The 16,749-nt window shown below is 67.6% G+C and carries 14 protein-coding genes; 9 read left to right on the top strand and 5 right to left on the bottom strand.

Features of this window, described 5'->3' with window-relative positions; all coding sequences use genetic code 11:
• Positions 1–31 precede the first annotated feature (31 nt).
• The 6 genes from AC3A3W_RS18380 (at position 32) to AC3A3W_RS18355 (ending at position 6,691) form a co-directional block, all read left to right on the top strand.
• Entirely contained in the window at positions 32–1,267 is a 1,236-nt protein-coding gene (locus AC3A3W_RS18380) for a CaiB/BaiF CoA transferase family protein (protein ID WP_487444415.1), read from the top strand.
• 1 nt (position 1,268) lies between these two features.
• Complete coding sequence (locus AC3A3W_RS18375; protein ID WP_487444413.1) at positions 1,269–2,144, top strand: hydroxymethylglutaryl-CoA lyase; 876 nt, start codon at positions 1,269–1,271, stop codon at positions 2,142–2,144.
• A gap of 84 nt (positions 2,145–2,228) precedes the next feature.
• A complete protein-coding gene (locus tag AC3A3W_RS18370; RefSeq protein ID WP_487444411.1) occupies positions 2,229–3,662 on the top strand; it encodes a 2-hydroxycarboxylate transporter family protein in 1,434 nt (477 codons plus the stop codon).
• 90 nt (positions 3,663–3,752) lie between these two features.
• On the top strand, positions 3,753–4,292 hold the full coding sequence (locus AC3A3W_RS18365; RefSeq protein WP_487444410.1) for a gamma carbonic anhydrase family protein: 540 nt from the start codon (positions 3,753–3,755) through the stop codon (positions 4,290–4,292).
• A 34-nt stretch (positions 4,293–4,326) separates the two neighbouring features.
• The gene (locus tag AC3A3W_RS18360) at positions 4,327–6,015 is read left to right on the top strand and encodes a thiamine pyrophosphate-binding protein (RefSeq protein ID WP_487444409.1); all 1,689 of its coding nucleotides are present in this window, start codon (positions 4,327–4,329) and stop codon (positions 6,013–6,015) included.
• Between the two features lie 22 nt (positions 6,016–6,037).
• The gene (locus AC3A3W_RS18355; protein ID WP_487444408.1) at positions 6,038–6,691 is read left to right on the top strand and encodes an IclR family transcriptional regulator; all 654 of its coding nucleotides are present in this window, start codon (positions 6,038–6,040) and stop codon (positions 6,689–6,691) included.
• Here the strand turns inward: AC3A3W_RS18355 and AC3A3W_RS18350 are convergent.
• Positions 6,688–7,665: a LacI family DNA-binding transcriptional regulator gene (locus tag AC3A3W_RS18350; RefSeq protein WP_487444612.1), complete on the bottom strand. Its 978-nt coding sequence runs from the start codon at positions 7,663–7,665 to the stop codon at positions 6,688–6,690. The genes AC3A3W_RS18355 and AC3A3W_RS18350 overlap by 4 nt on opposite strands.
• Before the next feature lie 196 nt (positions 7,666–7,861).
• Here AC3A3W_RS18350 and uriH point away from each other — a divergent pair, with 196 nt between their 5' ends.
• Genes uriH through AC3A3W_RS18335 form a run of 3 tightly spaced genes read left to right on the top strand, consistent with a single transcriptional unit; the run spans position 7,862 to position 11,328 of the window.
• Positions 7,862–8,914: a uridine-preferring nucleoside hydrolase UriH gene (gene uriH / locus AC3A3W_RS18345; protein WP_487444406.1), complete on the top strand. Its 1,053-nt coding sequence runs from the start codon at positions 7,862–7,864 to the stop codon at positions 8,912–8,914.
• Complete coding sequence (gene uriT, locus AC3A3W_RS18340; RefSeq protein ID WP_487444404.1) at positions 8,915–10,342, top strand: uridine transporter UriT; 1,428 nt, start codon at positions 8,915–8,917, stop codon at positions 10,340–10,342.
• Positions 10,339–11,328 (top strand): ribokinase, encoded by a 990-nt coding sequence (locus AC3A3W_RS18335; RefSeq protein WP_487444403.1) that lies wholly within the window; start codon positions 10,339–10,341, stop codon positions 11,326–11,328. Before uriT ends, AC3A3W_RS18335 begins: the two co-directional genes overlap by 4 nt.
• A 30-nt stretch (positions 11,329–11,358) precedes the next feature.
• Here AC3A3W_RS18335 and AC3A3W_RS18330 read toward each other — a convergent pair whose 3' ends face one another.
• From AC3A3W_RS18330 to xylA, 4 genes are all read right to left on the bottom strand, one after another.
• Entirely contained in the window at positions 11,359–12,846 is a 1,488-nt protein-coding gene (locus AC3A3W_RS18330) for an NCS1 family nucleobase:cation symporter-1 (protein ID WP_487444402.1), read from the bottom strand.
• Between the two features lie 693 nt (positions 12,847–13,539).
• Positions 13,540–13,806, bottom strand: a complete 267-nt coding sequence (locus AC3A3W_RS18325; RefSeq protein ID WP_487444400.1) for a hypothetical protein — start codon at positions 13,804–13,806, stop codon at positions 13,540–13,542.
• Positions 13,807–13,899: 93 nt separating this feature from the next.
• A complete protein-coding gene (locus tag AC3A3W_RS18320; protein WP_487444398.1) occupies positions 13,900–15,321 on the bottom strand; it encodes a xylulokinase in 1,422 nt (473 codons plus the stop codon).
• 107 nt (positions 15,322–15,428) lie between these two features.
• Positions 15,429–16,616 (bottom strand): xylose isomerase, encoded by a 1,188-nt coding sequence (gene xylA, locus AC3A3W_RS18315; RefSeq protein WP_487444396.1) that lies wholly within the window; start codon positions 16,614–16,616, stop codon positions 15,429–15,431.
• Between the last annotated feature and the right edge of the window lie 133 nt (positions 16,617–16,749).

The raw sequence follows: 16,749 nt of genomic DNA, 5'->3' as shown, positions 1-16,749 counted from the left end.
TCTTGCACTCAAAGACGCAGGCAGGAATCACATGACGCAGGAACTTCATCCGGAGGGCAACTCCCTCCCGCTCCAAGGCATTCGCGTGCTGGAGCTCGGCAGCTTCATCGCGGCGCCGTTCGCCGCCCGGCTCTTTGGTGACTTCGGTGCCGAGGTCATCAAGATTGAAAAGCCCCAGGGCGGCGACGAGCTGCGGGACTGGCGCAAGACCCGCGGCACCACGTCCATGCTGTTCCGCACCATCGGCCGCAACAAGAAGTCGGTAGCCCTGGACCTCCGCTCCGAAGCCGGGCGCGAGGCGGTCAAGAAGATCGCGACCCAGTGCGACGTGGTCATTGAAAACTTCCGTCCCGGCACGCTCGAGAAGTGGGGCCTTGGCCCCGACGTGCTCCAGGAACTCAACCCGGACGTGGTGATGGTTCGCATCTCCGGCTACGGTCAGACCGGTCCGTACAAGAACCGCGCCGGCTTCGGCAGCTCCGCAGAGTCCTTCGCTGGGCTGCGGTACATCACCGGCGAGCCGGACCGGCCCGCCGGCCGCGCCGCCGCGAGCATGGGTGACACCGTCGCCGGACTCTACGGGGTCATCGGCGCCCTGATGCTCATGCTGCAGAAGGCCCGAGGACTCGGTACCGGCACGTCCCAGGTGGTCGACGTCGCCCTCTACGAAGGTGTCTTCAGCCTGCTCGAATCGCTGGTACCGGACTACGACGCGTACGGCATGGTCCGGCAGCGCACCGGCGGCGCGCTGCCCGGCGTCGTACCCACCGGTTCCTACCTCTGCGGGGACGGCCTGGAGGTGGTCATCGGCGGCAACTCCAACTCCGTGTTCATGCGCCTGATGCGGGCGATTGGCCGCGAGGACCTCGCCGGGGACGAAACCCTCCTCGCCACGGAGGCCCGCGGCGCCCGGGAGGAAGAACTCAACGGCGCCATCTCCGCCTGGACCGGCAGCATGCCCCTCACCGAGGTGCTGGACAAGCTGGACGACGCCGGGGTCCCCGCCGGTCCCGTCTACGACGCCCCGAGCATCGCCGTGGACAAGCACTACCTTGCCCGCGACATGATCCAGACCCACGAGGTGGTCATCGAGGACGAGCCCGAGCTGATCCGCTTTCCAGGCGTCGTACCGAAGATCCCCGGCCATGAGGGCCGCGTGAAATGGATCGGCCCGGAGCTGGGCCAGCACACCGCAGGGGTCCTGCAGGAGCTCGCCGGCATGGACGCCGACGAGATCGCCGCGCTCGGACTGCAGGAGGTGCGCTGACATGCGGGTGGAAATCACCGACGTCTTCCTGCGCGACGGACTGCAGGACGAACCCGTCATCGTGTCAACAGCGCACAAGCTGGAGATTGCCGAGGCTCTGGCCGCCGCCGGTGTGAAGCGCATCGAAGCGGCCTCGTTCGTGAACCCGAAGCGGGTGCCCCAGATGGCCGACGCCGCAGAGATCATTTCCTCCTTGCCGGCAGTCCCGGGAGTCACCTACACCAGCCTGGCGCTCAACGGGAAGGGCATCGAACGGGCCGTCGCCGCCGGGGCAACAGACATCCAGGTGGTCACCTCGGCCAGCCAGGCGCACAGCAACGCCAACGCAGGGCAAGCCATCGAGGATGCCCTCGCCAGCCTCGGCGCGGCTGTCGCCGGGTTCCCGCACGCCCGCTTCTTCGCAGGCATCTCCACCGCCTTCACCTGCCCCTTCGAAGGCAGCATCGACCCCGGCCACCTGCTGCGCGTGGTCCGCGCCTTCAAAGACATGGGCATCACCGACGTCGGGCTCGCTGACACGCTCGGCACCACACCCACCGAACAGGTGATGGCCAGCCTGCAGCACGTCCGCGACGCCGAACCGGAGCTGACCTACTACCTCCACCTCCACAACGCCCACGGCCAGGCGCTGGGAACGGCGGGCGCAGCGGTGGACGCCGGCGTCGTCCGTTTTGACGCCGCACTGGGCGGATACGGCGGCTGCCCGTTCGCCCCCGGGGCGCACGGCAACATCGCCACCGAGGAACTGGTCCGGCACCTGCACAGCAGCGGCCACGACACCGGCGTTGACGAGGACCGCCTCGCCGATGCCGTCCGGCTGGCCCGCGACGTGGTGATGCACTCCCCCGCCGCCGGGCTGCTGGACCCTGCCCGCTAAAACCTGCCCGCTACGGGCTTTCCACCCCAGCCCTCAAACAACCGATCAAATTAAGAATTCCTACTCACCGTTTTGGAGACGATGATGTCTACAAGCCCACGCACCACGGAACTCACTGACGACCCAACGGACACTGCCATGAGCGAGACCTCCCCCGGCCCCGCCGGCGGCATCGAACATCCGGTAACCCGCACCGCGGGTCCGCGGCCCGGCACCCACTACTCCGGCCGGCCGGGATTCCGGATCGCCAGCGTCCCGGCGCCCCTCTACCTCGTCCTCGCGGGCCTGGTCCTTGCCGCCGCCCTCACGGGCAACCTTCCGGACACCATGGTGGCCGGCTTTGCCACCACCATCCTGCTCGGCGGACTGTTCATCTGGATCGGCAACCTGTTCCCGATGATCCGGGACTTCGGGCTCCCCACCGTCCTGTGCACGTTTGCACCCGCCACCCTTGCCTTCTTCGGCCTGATGCCGGAGAACATCATCACCGTTGTGCAGAACTTCGTGGATGGACAGGGTTTCCTGGACTTCTTCGTGGTGGGCATCATCGCCGGCTCGATCCTTGGCATGCCCCGGGCACTGCTGCTAAAGGCCGGCCCACGCTTCGCCGTGCCCCTAATCGGCTGCCTCATCGCCACCTTTGTTTTGGTGGGTCTGATCGCCGCGCTGACCGGCTTCGGGTTTGTCGAAGGCATCCTCTTCATTGCCGCCCCCATCATGGCCGGCGGCCTCGGCGTCGGAGCCCTGCCCATGTCCGAGATGTACGCCTCGGCAACCGGCGGGGACTCTGCCACCTTCATGGGGGACCTGATGTCCGCCGTCGTGATGGCCAACGTGGTCTGCATCCTCATCGCCGGCATCTACAACGGGCTGGGCAAGCGCAAGAAGCAGCTCTTCATCGGCTTCAACGGCCACGGCCAGCTGCTGCGGATCAGCGGCCGCCCCGATGAGCTGGCCCTGCCGCCCAAGCGCGACACGTCCTCCTTCATCGCCCTGGGCAAAGGACTCCTCATCGCCGGCAGCCTCTTCATCTTCGGCAACCTCGCGGCCGCGTTCCTCCCCGGGCTGCACCCCTATGCCTGGACGATCATCGCCGCGGCCGCCGTCAAGATCTTCGGACTGCTCCCGCAGGACGTCGAAGACTCCACTGCCGACTGGGGCGACCTGATCGGCGCGGTCCTGGTCCCCGCGCTCCTGGTGGGCGTCAGCCTCACCTACATCGACATCACCGAGGTCCTGGCCTCGCTGAGCAACCCGCTGTTCATCCTGCTCACCGTGTGCACCGTCATTATCGCGACCCTGACCTCCGGCGTCCTCGGCTGGCTGGTGAAGTTCAACTTCGTGGAAGCGTCCATCACGCCCGGCCTGGTGATGGCGGACACCGGAGGCAGCGGTGACGTGGCCGTCCTGAGCGCGGCCAACCGACTGCACCTCATGCCGTTCGCGGCCCTGACCAACCGCCTCGGCGGTGCGCTGGTCCTCTTCGTGACCTCGCTGATCGTCCCGTTCCTCGCCTGACAGCCTTTACACAAGCAGCAATGGATTACGACGGCGGTGCCCTGCCACTACTGCGGGGCACCGCCTCCACACCCCACCCAAAGGACCACCATGATTGACAACGTCCTGGCCGTTGACGGCCGCACACCCGCCATTTCCGGCAACGCCTGGGTAGCCCCCACGGCCACCGTCGTCGGCTCCGCAACCATCGGCGCGGGCACGGGAATTTTCTACGGGGCTGTGGTGCGGGCGGACATGGAGGCCATCAGCATTGGCGCGGACAGCAACATCCAGGACGGCGCTGTTGTCCACGCCGATCCGGGCTACCCGGCACGGATCGGCAGCCGGGTCAGCGTGGGGCACGGAGCCGTGCTGCACGGCTGCACCATCGGTGACGGCGCGCTCATCGGGATGAATGCCACCGTCCTGAACGGCGCCGTCATCGGCGCCGGCTCGCTGATCGCCGCCAACGCACTGGTGCTGGAGGGCACAGAGGTTCCGCCGGGATCCCTGGTGGCAGGCGTCCCCGGCAAGGTGCGCCGCCCCCTCACACCCGAAGAAATCGAGCACTGCAGCCAGAACGCCGCCACCTATACCGGGCTGGCCCGGAAGCACCGCGGCGCCGTGCCGCTGGCCCCGTCCGTCCGATAGAGCCTTGCCCGAAGACAGAAAGATAAGAGAAGCCATGACGAGCACCAGTACCCAACTTCCAGCCGGCGGCAAGGCGGCTGCCCTGCCGGACGACGGCCATGTGTCCGCGATCGTCGCCGACGTGGTGGCCGTGCGCGCAGGCCACCTGTTCGGGCTGATGGGCAACGGCAACGCCCACCTCATCAGCCGGCTCACCCGCCGTGGTTTTCCCTTCACGTCGGCCCGGCACGAATCCGCAACCGTCGCCATGGCAGATGCCTACCATCGGGCCACCGGGGGTGTGGCGGCCGCCACCACCACCTACGGCGCGGGCTTCACCAACGCCTACACCACCCTCGCCGAGGCACGGATCGCCCGGATCCCGCTGGTCCTGGTGGTGGGAGATGCACCCTCCAGCGGTCCCCGGCCGTTCGATATCGACCAGACGAAGGCGGCTGACGCGGCCGGCGTGGTTACCCTCATGGCGGGCCCGGGCAACGCCGCCGCCCTCACGCACCGTGCATTCGACCTCGCCCTGCAGACCGTCCAGCCCGTGGTGCTGGCCATTCCCTACGACTGCGCCACCGTCCAGGCCTCGGACCCGGAACCGCTCGAACCCCTGCCCGCAAAGCCCCTGTGGCCCGCGGAACCGGCCCAATTGGACCGCGTGGCGGGCCTGCTCGCCGCGGCGGAACGGCCGTTGATCCTGGCAGGGCGCGGCGTCCTTCTGGGCCAGGCCACTGAACCCCTGCGAGACGTGGGCGACCGGCTCGGAGCCCTCTTCATGACCTCGGTCATGGCAGCCAACGCCTTTGGCAGTCCCTGGGATTTGGGCATCGCCGGCGGATTCACCCGCAGCCACCGCCTCGACGTCGCACGCCAGGCCGACCTCGTCCTGGTGGTGGGAGCCAGCCTCAACACCTTCCAAACGCGCTACGGAACGCTGTTCCCGGCCGGAACCCGTATCATCCGCGTGGACAACGAACCGGACCCGGGACACCCCGCGGCGGAGTACATCCGCGCCGACATCCGCCCGTTCATCGAGGGACTGCTGGAACGGCTCCCAACAGCCACCTCCACCTGGCGCGCCCGGGTCCCGGAAGTATCCCAGGCCGAGTTCCGGTCATCCCGGCCCAGCGAGGACCCCGACGAGTTCGGCCCCGACGGACGCCTGAACCCCCGGGCGGTCGTCGCCGCCCTTGACCGGATCCTGCCGGCGGAACGTTCGGTGGTGATGGACGGCGGGCACTTCATCGGCTGGGCGCCGATGTACCTTTCCGTACCGGACCCGCACGCCATGGTCCTGGTCGGCACCGCCTTCCAGTCCATCGGCCTGGGCTTCGGCTCCGCCGCCGGCGTGTCGGTGGCCCGGCCGGAACGCACCACCGTCCTGGTCAGCGGCGACGGCGGCGGACTGATGGGTTTGTCCGATTTCGAGACCTTCCTCAGGGCCACCCGCAAGGGTGTGGTCGTGGTGCTCAACGACTCCGCCTACGGGGCAGAGCTGCACCAGTATGCCGCCAAGGGGCTCCACGACCAGGCGATGCTGATTGACGAAGTGGACTTCGCCGCCGTCGGACGCGCACTGGGCGCCCACGGCACGAAAGCCCGCACGCTGGCGGACCTGGACCAGCTGCGCGAGTGGCTCACCACCCACGAGGAGGGCGTGTTCGTTCTCGACGTGGCCATTTCGCAGAAGGTGGTGGCCGAGTTCATGGCGGAGTCCGTGGCCGCCAGCGGCTAAGCGGACACCATAAGCTGGCCCCATGCCGTCTACTGACACCAACGGAAGCAACCGGACCCTGGAACGCGCCGCCGCCATCCTTGATGCCGTGGGCCGGTCCGCCGTCTCAGCCAGCGAGCTATCCCGGCGGACCGGACTGTCGCTCTCAACCGCGCACCGGCTGGCGCTGCAGCTGGCCGACTACGACTTCCTGCGCCGCACCGACAGCGGCGCATTCCGGCTCGGGGACCGGTTCGTCCGGTCGGCACTGGAGAATGCGGGCATACCTGTCCTCAATGACCTGCGGGACCACACCGGTGAGACTGCGCAGCTCTGGGTGCGGCGGGGCGACGAACGCGTCTGCCTGCTCAGCGCCGACAGCCGGCACGAACTCCGTGCCACCCTGCCGCCCGGCTCCCGGCTGCCGCTGCCCCAAGGTTCCAGCGGCCGCCTTCTGGCCGCCGAAGAGGAGGCCCTGGCCGAGCTGGCGTCAGTGGGCTGGATCGAGTCGGTGGGTTCCCGCACGCCCGGGCTGGGCTCCGTCAGTGCCCCCGTACGCACGGACGAAGGGATTATCGCCGCGGTCTGCCTGGCCATGCCCCTGGCCCGGGTATCCGAATCTCCCGGCAAGGACCATGGCGGCCTCGTGGTTCGGGCAGCAGAGCGGATCGCCGAAGCTGTGGAGCGACGCAACTAGCCCGTCGAACCCCTGACCACCAGCGAGCTGTCGAGCGTTACATGCGGTTCCTCCAGCTCCAGTCCCTCCATGAGCGCCCGGAGCTGCTGGCCGGCCTTGCGCCCCAGCGGCATCCCCGGCAGATGCACGCTGGTCAGGCCGGGGTTACTCGTTGCCGAGTAGGGCAGGTCGTCGAATCCCGCGACGGCCAGTTCCTGCGGAATGCGGACACCGGCCACACGCGCCTCCTGCAGCACACCGTAGGCGTGTGTGTCGGTACCGCACACGACGGCGGTGACGCCCGAACGCTGCCACTGCGGCCAGGCCCGGGCGAACGCCTCGGCAGCCGCCCCGACGTCGATCGTGGTGCTCATGATGCAGTCCGACGGCACTGAAACCCCGCGCCGCCGGGCCTCCTCCAGGAACGCGTTGCGCCGCACGTCGAAAGTGGCCGTGCCGGTCACGCTGTCGATGTAGGCCGCACGCGTGTGCCCCGAATCGGCCAGGTGCGCCGCCAGTTCACGTGCGCCATGCGCGACGTCCAGGTTGACGGAGGCGGCGTAGCCCTCCAGGCCGGGTGCATCAAGCAGCACCAGGGGCCCGGCCACGGAGAGTTCGTCGAGGAAGCCGGCGCTGGGGGCATCCACCAGGAGGCCGGCGGGCCGGAGCGCCATGAGCTTCCGGACGTCCTCAGCCTGCGGAAATTCCCCGGCGTCCGTGACGGACAGCAGTAGCTGATACGAGGCGCCGAGCGATTCCCGCACTCCGGCGATCACCTTGGCAAAAAACGGGTTGGAAATGTCCGGGGCCACCAGGATCACGATCGAACTCACGCCCTTGGCCAGCGAGCTTCCGATGCCGTCCACCACGTAGCCCAGCTCGGAGATGGCCGCCCGCACACGCGAAATGTTGTCCTCAGACACGCGCCCCCGGGTCTTCCCGTTGGCCACCAAGGACACCGTGGCGGTGGAAACGCCGGCGCGTTCGGCCACCATCGCGGCCGTGACACGGGGCGCCCGGGCGTTGGGCCGATCGATGGTGTCCATGTATCGATCGTAGCCAAGGTTTCCCGCTTTCAGGCATCCCATGGCATCAAGCGCTTGACGCAATCCACGTTAAGCGCTTGACGTTCGCCTCGGAAGGATGCGAGGATTCCCGTGAACGCTTTACCCCAATGACGTGGAGACAACCATGGAACCCCAGCCCCTGACCCCGGCACCCAAGAAGATCATTCTTGACTGCGACCCTGGACATGACGACGCCGTGGCATTGCTGCTGGCCCACGGCAACCCGGATATCGAACTGCTCGCCGTCACAACCGTGGTGGGCAACCAGACCCTCGAAAAAGTCACCCGCAACGCGCTCTCGGTGGCCACGATTGCCGGCATTACCGGCGTCCCGTTCGCCGCAGGCTGCGACCGCCCCCTGGTCCGCACCATCGAAACCGCCCCCAGCATCCACGGCGAGACCGGCATGGACGGCCCCGACCAGCCTGAGTCCGCCATCGAGCTGGACCCGCGCCACGCCGTCGACCTGATCATCGAAACTGTGATGGCGCATGAACCGGGCACGGTCACCCTGGTCCCCACCGCGGGCCTGACCAACATCGCCATGGCGGCCCGCAAGGAACCGCGCATCGTGGAACGCGTCAAGGAAGTCGTCCTCATGGGTGGCGGCTACCACGTGGGCAACTGGAGCGCCGTCGCTGAATTCAACATCATCATCGACCCCGAAGCCGCACACATCGTGTTCAACGAAAAGTGGCCGGTGGTGATGGTCGGCCTCGACCTCACGCACCAGGCACTCGCCACGCCGGAGATTGTTGGCCGGATCGCGGCCATCGGCACCAAGCCGGCCACGTTCGTGATGGAACTGATGGAGTTCTTCACCAAGACCTACAAGGACGCGCAGGGCTTCGACTACCCGCCGGTCCACGATCCGTGCGCAGTTGCCTACGTCATCGACCCCACAGTCATGACCACCCGCAAAGTCCCGGTGGACATTGAGCTGCAGGGGAAACTGACGCTCGGCATGACCGTGGCCGACTTCCGCGCGCCGGCCCCGGACGACTGCCACACGTCCGTCGCGGTGGACCTTGACCACCAGAAGTTCTGGGATCTCGTCACCGATGCGATCGTCCGGATCGGAGAGCCCGACGGCGGCGCTCCCGCCGCCACGGCAGCGGAGGCCACCGCCATGGCCGGGGCCGTTACCGCAGCCGCCGCAGCAGGAGGGGCCAAGTAAATGACCACCTTGATCGCCGACACCAAGTCCACCCGCGCCAACGTCACGGCGCTCGTCGTCGCACTGCTGGCCGCCTGCGTGGCGTTCCAGCTCAACGCCTCCATGCTCAGCCCGGCCCTGGTCACCATGGGCAACGAGCTTCACACGGACCAGGCCGTCATCGGCCTGTCCCAAACGTGGTTCTTCACAGCGGCGGCCTTGTTCTCGCTCTTCCTCCCGCGCCTCAGCGACATCGTGGGCCGCAAGAAGATCCTGCTGGGCATGATGCTGCTGATGGCCGTCGGTTCCGTCATCGCTGCGCTCGCGCCCGACGTCACATGGCTCTTCGTGGGCCGCATCATCCAGGGCGTCAGCGGCCCCACCGTACCCCTGTGCCTCATCATGCTCCGCTCCGCCGTCAGCAACCCGCGGCAGTACGGTGCCCTCATGGGCCTCATCACGGCGGTCAACGGCGGCGTGGCCGGCGTCGACTCGTTCGTCGGCGGCTACTTTGCCGAGAACTTTGGATTCCGCAGCATCTTCTGGCTCATGGTCATCCTGGCCCTGGCGGCAACGGTCCTGATTGCCGTCCTGGCCGGAGAGAGCAGGCCGGCCGCAGGCACCAGCATGGACTGGCTGGGCGTGTTCTTCATCGTGATCGCGGTGGGGGCACTCCTGACCGCACTGAACGAAGGTTCCAAGCTTGCCACGGCCTTCTCCAGCGGCACCCTGACGCTCGCCGTCGGCCTGACCGTGCTGGCAGCCGCCGCGTTCTGCGCGTTCTGGACAGTGGAGAAACGTGCAAAGTCGCCCATGGTGGAAACCGTGCACCTTCGCCAGCGCTCCACCTGGGCGCCGCTGCTCACCACTACGCTCACCATGACCGGCATTTTCGCCGTCATCAACGGCATCGTTCCGGCGTACGTCCAGGCGGCCGACCCGGGCTTCGGCGTCGGCCCCACCGAAATGTCCCTGCTCATCCTCACGCCGTACGCCCTGCTGGGCTGGCTCTTCGGACCGATCAGTGGCCGCCTGGCCCCGGTCTTGGGCTACACAAAGGTCCTGCGCATCGGCCTGCTGGGCAGTCTGGCGGCCTTGGCGATCATCGCGTTCCTCGGCCTCAACAACCTGCCGATGATGATGGTCGGCACGGCACTGCTGGGGATCACATACGCCGGCACGGTCAACATCATGCTGAACGGGCTCGGTGTGGTTCTCTCGCCGCCCGGCAACCCCGGCTTCCTTCCGGGCATGAACGCCGGCGCCTTCAACCTCGGCGCCGGGCTGAGCTTCCTGGTCCTCCCGGCCGCGCTCGTCGCGACGTCGTCCCTGGCGGACGCGAAGGCGTCCTACCTGACCGTCGTGGTCGTGGGCCTCGCCATCACCACGGCAGCCTTCGCCGCGTCCCTCCTGATCCCCAAGCCCGTCGACGCCGAGGTCACCGCATGAGCACCGCAGCCAGCACTAGCGCTCCAGCGTCGAGGATCGTCGTCGTTGGTTCCCTCAATGCCGACCTCACCATCTACTGCGACCGGCTCCCCCAGCCGGGCGAGACGGTCCACGGCAACGGCTTCGCCGTCAACCCGGGCGGCAAGAGCGCCAATCAGGCGGTGGCCGCCAGCAAACTCGGCGGCCAGGTCAGCCTGGTGGGTGCCATCGGCGACGACCCGAACGGCGCCATGCTCCTCGAGTCGACGGAACGCGCCGGGGTGGACGTCTCTCGCGTCCGCCGCGCCGCCGATGCCGCCACCGGCGTCGCCATCATTTCGGTCGATGCCGCCGGCGAGAACAGCATCATCATCTCGGCCGGCGCCAACGGCAGCCTGTCCCCCGCGGACGTCAAGGCCGCCGCTGACGTTTTCGACGACGCCGCAGTGGTCTGCCTCTGCCTGGAGGTCGGCCTCGACACGGTTGCTGCCGCCGCCCAGGCAGGGCACGACGCCGGCGCAACGGTCCTGCTGAACCTTTCGCCCTACGCCGAGGTCTCCCAGGCCCTTGCCGGACTGAGCGACGTGCTGCTGGTGAACGTGCATGAGGCCTCCCTATTCCTGGGGAAGGACGCCATGCCTGGCGCGGATGCGGACGCCGCCGAATGGGAGCCGGTGCGGAAGCAGTTCGCTGACCGTGGCCTGCAGCGGGTGCTGGTGACGCTGGGTGCCCACGGTTCCGTCGTCTTGGACTCCCAAGCCGCGGGCACACACCACATCACCCGGATTCCGCCCACCAAGGTCGTCGCGGTGGACACCACCGGCGCCGGCGATGCCTTCACGGGCGCCGTGGCCGCGCGGCTGGCTGCCGGGGAATCCCTGGACGAGGCGGCCGCGTTTGCCTCCGTAGCTGCGGCCCTGGCCGCCACCAAGAAAGGCACCCAGACCGCATACCCTGACACCGCCGAGGTACAGCTCTTGCGTAACACCCAGTCCCGCAGGAGCTGATGCTCAGAGCCGCTTTCCCTGCCCAGGCGCTCAGCGGGCCTGCGGAATGTGCGTCTCTGTCCCACCCGGCTCAGCTGTATCCTCGGCGGCGGCGGCCGTGATCGACTCGGCCAGGCTCCGGTCATGGCGCGAGATGAAGTAATGGACCACGGCCGCCACGGTTGCTCCGATGAACCAGGAGAACGCCGACATGGCGCCAAATACGGGAACAAGTGCGAAGACCACGGCCGGGACAGCCGAGACGAGGAACGAAATGACCGCCTTCTGGTTCCAGCCGCCCGTGTACGTGTAATAACCCTCTTCCCGGAAGAGGTCTCGAACCAGCACGTGCTGCTTGCGGAGCACATAGTAGTCAACCATGATGATCCCGAACAGCGGCCCGAGCAGGGCGCCGAGCCCTCCGAGGAAAAGGTTGATCACCACAGGGCTGTTGAAGAGGTTCCAGGGCGTAATGACGAGCGCGATCATTGCCGAGATCAGGCCGCCGCGCTTGAAATCGATCCGCGAGGGCCAGGCGTTCGCAAGGTCGTAGGCCGGCGAGACGAAGTTTGCCACAACGTTGATTCCCAGCGTTGCGACCGCGAAGGTGACGGCGCCGAGCAGAAGCGCCCAAATGTTGTCGATCCGCCCCACAATCTCCACCGGGTCATAGATGTGCTCCCCGTACACCTGGAACGTTCCGGCCGTGACGACGACGGAGACCACGGAGAACGCGATGAAGTTCACGGGCAGCCCCCACACGTTCGCCGTGCGCACGGCCTTCCGGGACGGTGCAAACCGGGAAAAGTCGCAGAAGTTGAGCATCAGGGTGGAGAAATAGGTCACTGTCAACGCCACGGCGGCCAAGAAGGCATGTGCTACTCCCCATTGCGCCTGTCCGCCCGGCAGTTCGACGGAAATCTGCCATCCGGCGTGGATCAGGATGTAAACGACCAGCACTCCCATCACCGCCCACACCGCGGGACCGGCCCAGTCCTGGAACCTCCGGATCGTCTCCATGCCGTTCCGCAGGAGAAGAAGCTGGAGCGACCACATCAACACGAAGGCCAGCCAGCCCAGCGTCGATTCGCCCAGGAAATTGTTTTCCGTCAGGACCGCCAGGTCGGGCCAGATCTTCAACGCGATGATGATGACGGCCCGGGAGGCGAGCCACGTCTGGATGCCGTACCAGGCGATGGCCACGAGTGCACGAAGAAGGGCGGGCAGATTGGCCCCAAACGTTCCAAACGAAATCCGGGCGAGCACGGGATAGGGAACACCGGTCTTCTGGCCGGCGTATCCGGAGCAGTTCATCAGGAAGAAAACGATGACAATCCCCGCCACCAGCGCAAGAAACACCTGCCACGCACCCAGGCCCAACGCGAAAAGACCGGCCGCGAAGGTGTATCCGCCGAGCGAATGGATATCGGACATCCACATGGCAAACAGCGAATAGAAGCCCCACGTACGATGTTCGGCCGGTGCGAGGTCTTCGTTGTAAAGCCGCCGGCTGGCCCCTGGTGGAATTGCGTGAGACACCCGATCCTCACTTCCCGGACTTTCCACATGCGGAGAGAAAGTTCAGCCCCGGAGGGCCGACCAGACCTACCCATTGCTGTCAATATACCCAGCAGGGCATCGTCCGGGTAGCAGCCGGCTGAAATGCCGAAAGCTGGCTCCAGGCGTGCTGAGACCATGGAGCCAGCCTTTTCCGGCGAGTGCCCTCAGAGATGAGGCCGTTCAAGCCTCCCCCCAACAAGGTTTGAAGAACACTGCCGAGACACAGGCTATTCGCATGCGGAGAAGCAGGCAACGGGCGCGGGACATGACGTTTCCTGCAGCCGGGGCCGGGACCCGCCCGTGCGTCAGCACGTTAGTCAGCCGCTTCGCGGCCTGAGGTCCTTCGCGAACGCCAGCCGTCCGATGGTCTCGGGATCGGCGGACAGGTCAAAGTGCGGGGTGTACCCGGCGTTCAGGTACAGGTGCCTGGCTTCCGGCTGGCGCGGGCCGGTGCTGAGGTAGATCCTGCTGTACCCCCTCGCGGCGGCGAGCTGTTCCAGCTCCGCCAGGACCCAGCGGTGTTGGTTCCCGGTCGGGCGAACGCGCCCGCACCCCAGCCGGACGTCCCCGGTCCCACACCGAACAGCCGGCGCGGGACCTTCCCTCCGCGACCCACAGGGTCGTGCCCGGAGGAGACGAGGAGCCGTCCTGTGGACTGTGCACCCTCGGACGTCAGGAGGTGCGCTCAGTCCCGATTCCGGAGGAGTGCAGTGACCGAAGCAGCGGATTGGCGGAGCGCGCCACCTCCGGTCCAGGGAGCCTGGCCTCAATGAAGGCCTTGGCTCGGATCGTCACATCCGACTGCGGCGATGTCGCCACAAAATGCCCGGGCATCCCGTCCGCGGCAACCGTCAGCCCGGGCCCGAGGAACTGCAGCAGCCCTGCCCTGTGCAGCGCCAGCATCTCCCGCAGCCGCCGGGGCGGCGGACCGGAATCCACGAAGCTAAAGAAACCGTGCCACCAGCCCTGGACGTCCTGGTGGCCGGCGAACCGCCGCCCGCCAAAGGGCCGGTCCAGCCTTCGGGCCGGCCGTTACCGAAACTGCCTGCCAGCGGCGGCGCGGTAGCGCCCGAGCACGTCGGGGGCCGGGGTCGCGGTTACGACGGCGGCCCTCGTGGCCTGCCACTCAGGGAAGGCGCCCAGAAGCACGCCGGCAGCCTGCCGGGCCGCGCCGTCGGCCACGTACTCCCCCGGCTCCGGCACCACGACGGGCAGGCCGAAGATGGCCGCCGCGACCTGCTGGACGGCCGCGGACCGCGCGCCTCCGCCAACGAGGATGATCCGCGCTGCGGAAACCCCCAGGTCCGTAAGCGCCTTCAGCCCGTCCGCGAGGGAGCAGACAATTCCCTCGACGGCGGCGCGGGCAAGGTTCTCCGGCGTGAAATTCTGCAGCGTCATTCCGTGCAGCGAACCCGTCGCGTCCGGAAGGTTGGGGGTCCGCTCACCCTCGAAGTACGGCACGAAGGCCAGGTCGCCGGCGCCGGGGCCGGCCGAGAGCGCGAGCTCGGAAAACCGCGGCAGGCTCACCGAAAGCAGTGCCGCGGTCGCATCCAGCACGCGGGAGGCGTTGAGGGTGCACACCAGGGGCAGGTAGTGCCCCGTTGCGTCAGCAAAGCCCGCAACAAGGCCGGCGGGATCAGCCGTGGGCCTGTCGGCGACGGCGAAGACCGTGCCGGATGTTCCGATCGAAACCACGACGTCGCCCACAGCGGCGGCCACGCCGAGCGCCGCCCCGGCGTTGTCCCCCGCGCCGGGGCCGATCAGGGCGCCGGCGGGCGTGGCGAAGTCACTGGCGAGTGGTGCCAAGACCGCAGGCAGGACGGGAATGTGCCGGAGCGTGCTCTCGAGCACCTCGGGGAGGTAGGCGCCGGTAGCGGGTGACCAGTAGCCGGTTCCGGAGGCATCCGAGCGGTCCGTCCGCAGCGCGGCCAGGCCCTCCGCGCCGCTTCCGGGTCCGAACCCGGCCAGCCGCCAGCTAAGCCAGTCGTGCGGGAGGCAGACGGCGGCCGTGCGGGCTGCGTTGTCCGGTTCGTTCTCGGCCAGCCATCGCAGTTTGGTGGCCGTTATCGAAGCGACCGGCACCGTGCCGGTGGTTCTGGCCCAGTGCAGCCTGCCGGCGTCGTCGCTCCCCCGTCCGGCTTCCTTGATCAGGGCCGCCGCAGACGGGGCGGAACGCGTGTCGTTCCACAGCAAGGCGGGGCGGACCACGTCGCCGGAAGCGTCCAGGCAGACCATCCCGTGCTGCTGGCCGCCTACCGAGATCGCGGCAACGCCGTCGAGGCCGCCTGCCTGGGCGATCGCGGCCTGAAGCGCCTCCCACCAGGCGTCGGGGTGCACCTGGGTGCCTCCCGGATGCGGGGCTGACCCGTGGCGCACCAGCGCACCGGTCTCTGCGTCACGGATGACGATCTTGCAGGATTGGGTGGAGCTGTCCACTCCGGCGACCAGGGGCATGGGGCTGTTCTTTCAGTCGGGTCCCCCGCCGTGGCGGGGGCCGTGGCAGGAGGCTGGTGCCGCCGGGCCCGGAGGGGCGGGCCCGGCGGCGGTTCAGGATTCCGTTGTCAGCGGGCGCCGAGCAGGTGCTCGATGGCCAGCTGGTTGAGGCGGACGAAGGCGAACGACCGCTGGGCGGCCGCGTCGGCGTCGAACTCCGCGAAAGCGGACGCGTCAGCCAGCAGATCCGCGGTGGTCTCGCCGGCCGCGAGCGTGGGTTCGCCGAGTTCGAAGACGCCGGAGGTCTTCAGGGCCTCCTGGACGTCGGGGTCGGCACGGAACGCCAGGGCGCGTTCCTTCAGCAGCAGGTACATGGCCATGTTGGACTTTGCGGATTCCCAGACGCCGTCGTAGCCGTCGGTGCGGGATGGCTTGTAGTCGAAGTGCCGCGGGCCGTCGTACTTGGGGCCGCCGTTGGGGAAACCGTTCTCGAGCAGGTCCACCGTGAAGAACGCGCTGGTCAGGTCGCCGTGGCCGAACACCAGGTCTTGGTCATACTTGATGCCGCGCTGGCCGTTGAGGTCGATGTGGAAGAGCTTGCCCGCCCACAGCGCCTGCGCAATGCCGTGGGTGAAGTTCAGGCCGGCCATCTGCTCGTGGCCGGTTTCCGGGTTGAGGCCCACAATGTCCCCGTGTTCCAGCTGGGCGATGAAGGCCAAGCCGTGGCCCACCGTGGGCAGGAAGATGTCGCCGCGGGGCTCGTTGGGCTTGGGCTCCAGGGCGATCCGCAGGCCGTAGCCCTTTTCTTTGATGTAGGCAGCGGCTGTGTCCACACCCTCCTTCATGCGGTCCAGCGCGGCTGAGAGGTCTTTGGAACCGTCATATTCGCTGCCTTCGCGTCCGCCCCACATGACGAAGGTTTCGGCGCCCACCTCGGCCGCCAGGTCGATGTTCTGCAGGACCTTGCTGAGCGCGAACCGGCGGACGGACCGGTCGTTGGAGGTGAAGCCCCCGTCCTTGAAGACCGGATGGCTGAAGAGGTTGGTGGTCACCATCGGGGTCTTCAGGCCGGTCTCGGCGAGGGCTGCCTTGAAGTTCTTCAGGATCAGTTCGCGCTCGGAGGACGTGGCATCGAAGGGGACCAGGTCGTTGTCGTGGAAGGTGATGCCGTACGCGCCGAGTTCGCTGAGCTTGTGGACGGCCTCAACGGGGTCCAGTGCGGGGCGGGTGGCGACGCCGAAGGGATCGGCGCCGGTCCAGCCGACGGTCCACAGGCCGAAGGTAAAGCGGTCTTGCGGGGTTGGCGTAACAGCCATAGTGAGCACCTCATTGGGCTAGCAGGAGTGTGGTTTCGGAAAGGAAAACGAATTAGTTTGGAATCTGAACTATATGGCTTGTGATGAACTTGGGTCAACAGTTTTTGGCACTGAGCCGAAAAGAAACAGCGGA

The sequence above is a fragment of the Arthrobacter sp. Soil_N43 genome (genome assembly GCF_057655195.1).
Note: the sequence above shows the minus strand (reverse complement) of the source record. Positions and strands in the feature narration are given on the sequence as shown.

Coding starts and splice junctions, on each gene's coding strand:
- AC3A3W_RS18380 (WP_487444415.1), top strand. CDS start 32: ATGACGCAGGAACTTCATCCGGAGGGCAACTCCCTCCCGCTCCAAGGC.
- AC3A3W_RS18375 (WP_487444413.1), top strand. CDS start 1,269: ATGCGGGTGGAAATCACCGACGTCTTCCTGCGCGACGGACTGCAGGAC.
- AC3A3W_RS18370 (WP_487444411.1), top strand. CDS start 2,229: ATGTCTACAAGCCCACGCACCACGGAACTCACTGACGACCCAACGGAC.
- AC3A3W_RS18365 (WP_487444410.1), top strand. CDS start 3,753: ATGATTGACAACGTCCTGGCCGTTGACGGCCGCACACCCGCCATTTCC.
- AC3A3W_RS18360 (WP_487444409.1), top strand. CDS start 4,327: ATGACGAGCACCAGTACCCAACTTCCAGCCGGCGGCAAGGCGGCTGCC.
- AC3A3W_RS18355 (WP_487444408.1), top strand. CDS start 6,038: ATGCCGTCTACTGACACCAACGGAAGCAACCGGACCCTGGAACGCGCC.
- AC3A3W_RS18350 (WP_487444612.1), bottom strand. CDS start 7,665: ATGGTGGCCGAACGCGCCGGCGTTTCCACCGCCACGGTGTCCTTGGTG.
- uriH (WP_487444406.1), top strand. CDS start 7,862: ATGGAACCCCAGCCCCTGACCCCGGCACCCAAGAAGATCATTCTTGAC.
- uriT (WP_487444404.1), top strand. CDS start 8,915: ATGACCACCTTGATCGCCGACACCAAGTCCACCCGCGCCAACGTCACG.
- AC3A3W_RS18335 (WP_487444403.1), top strand. CDS start 10,339: ATGAGCACCGCAGCCAGCACTAGCGCTCCAGCGTCGAGGATCGTCGTC.
- AC3A3W_RS18320 (WP_487444398.1), bottom strand. CDS start 15,321: ATGCCCCTGGTCGCCGGAGTGGACAGCTCCACCCAATCCTGCAAGATC.
- xylA (WP_487444396.1), bottom strand. CDS start 16,616: ATGGCTGTTACGCCAACCCCGCAAGACCGCTTTACCTTCGGCCTGTGG.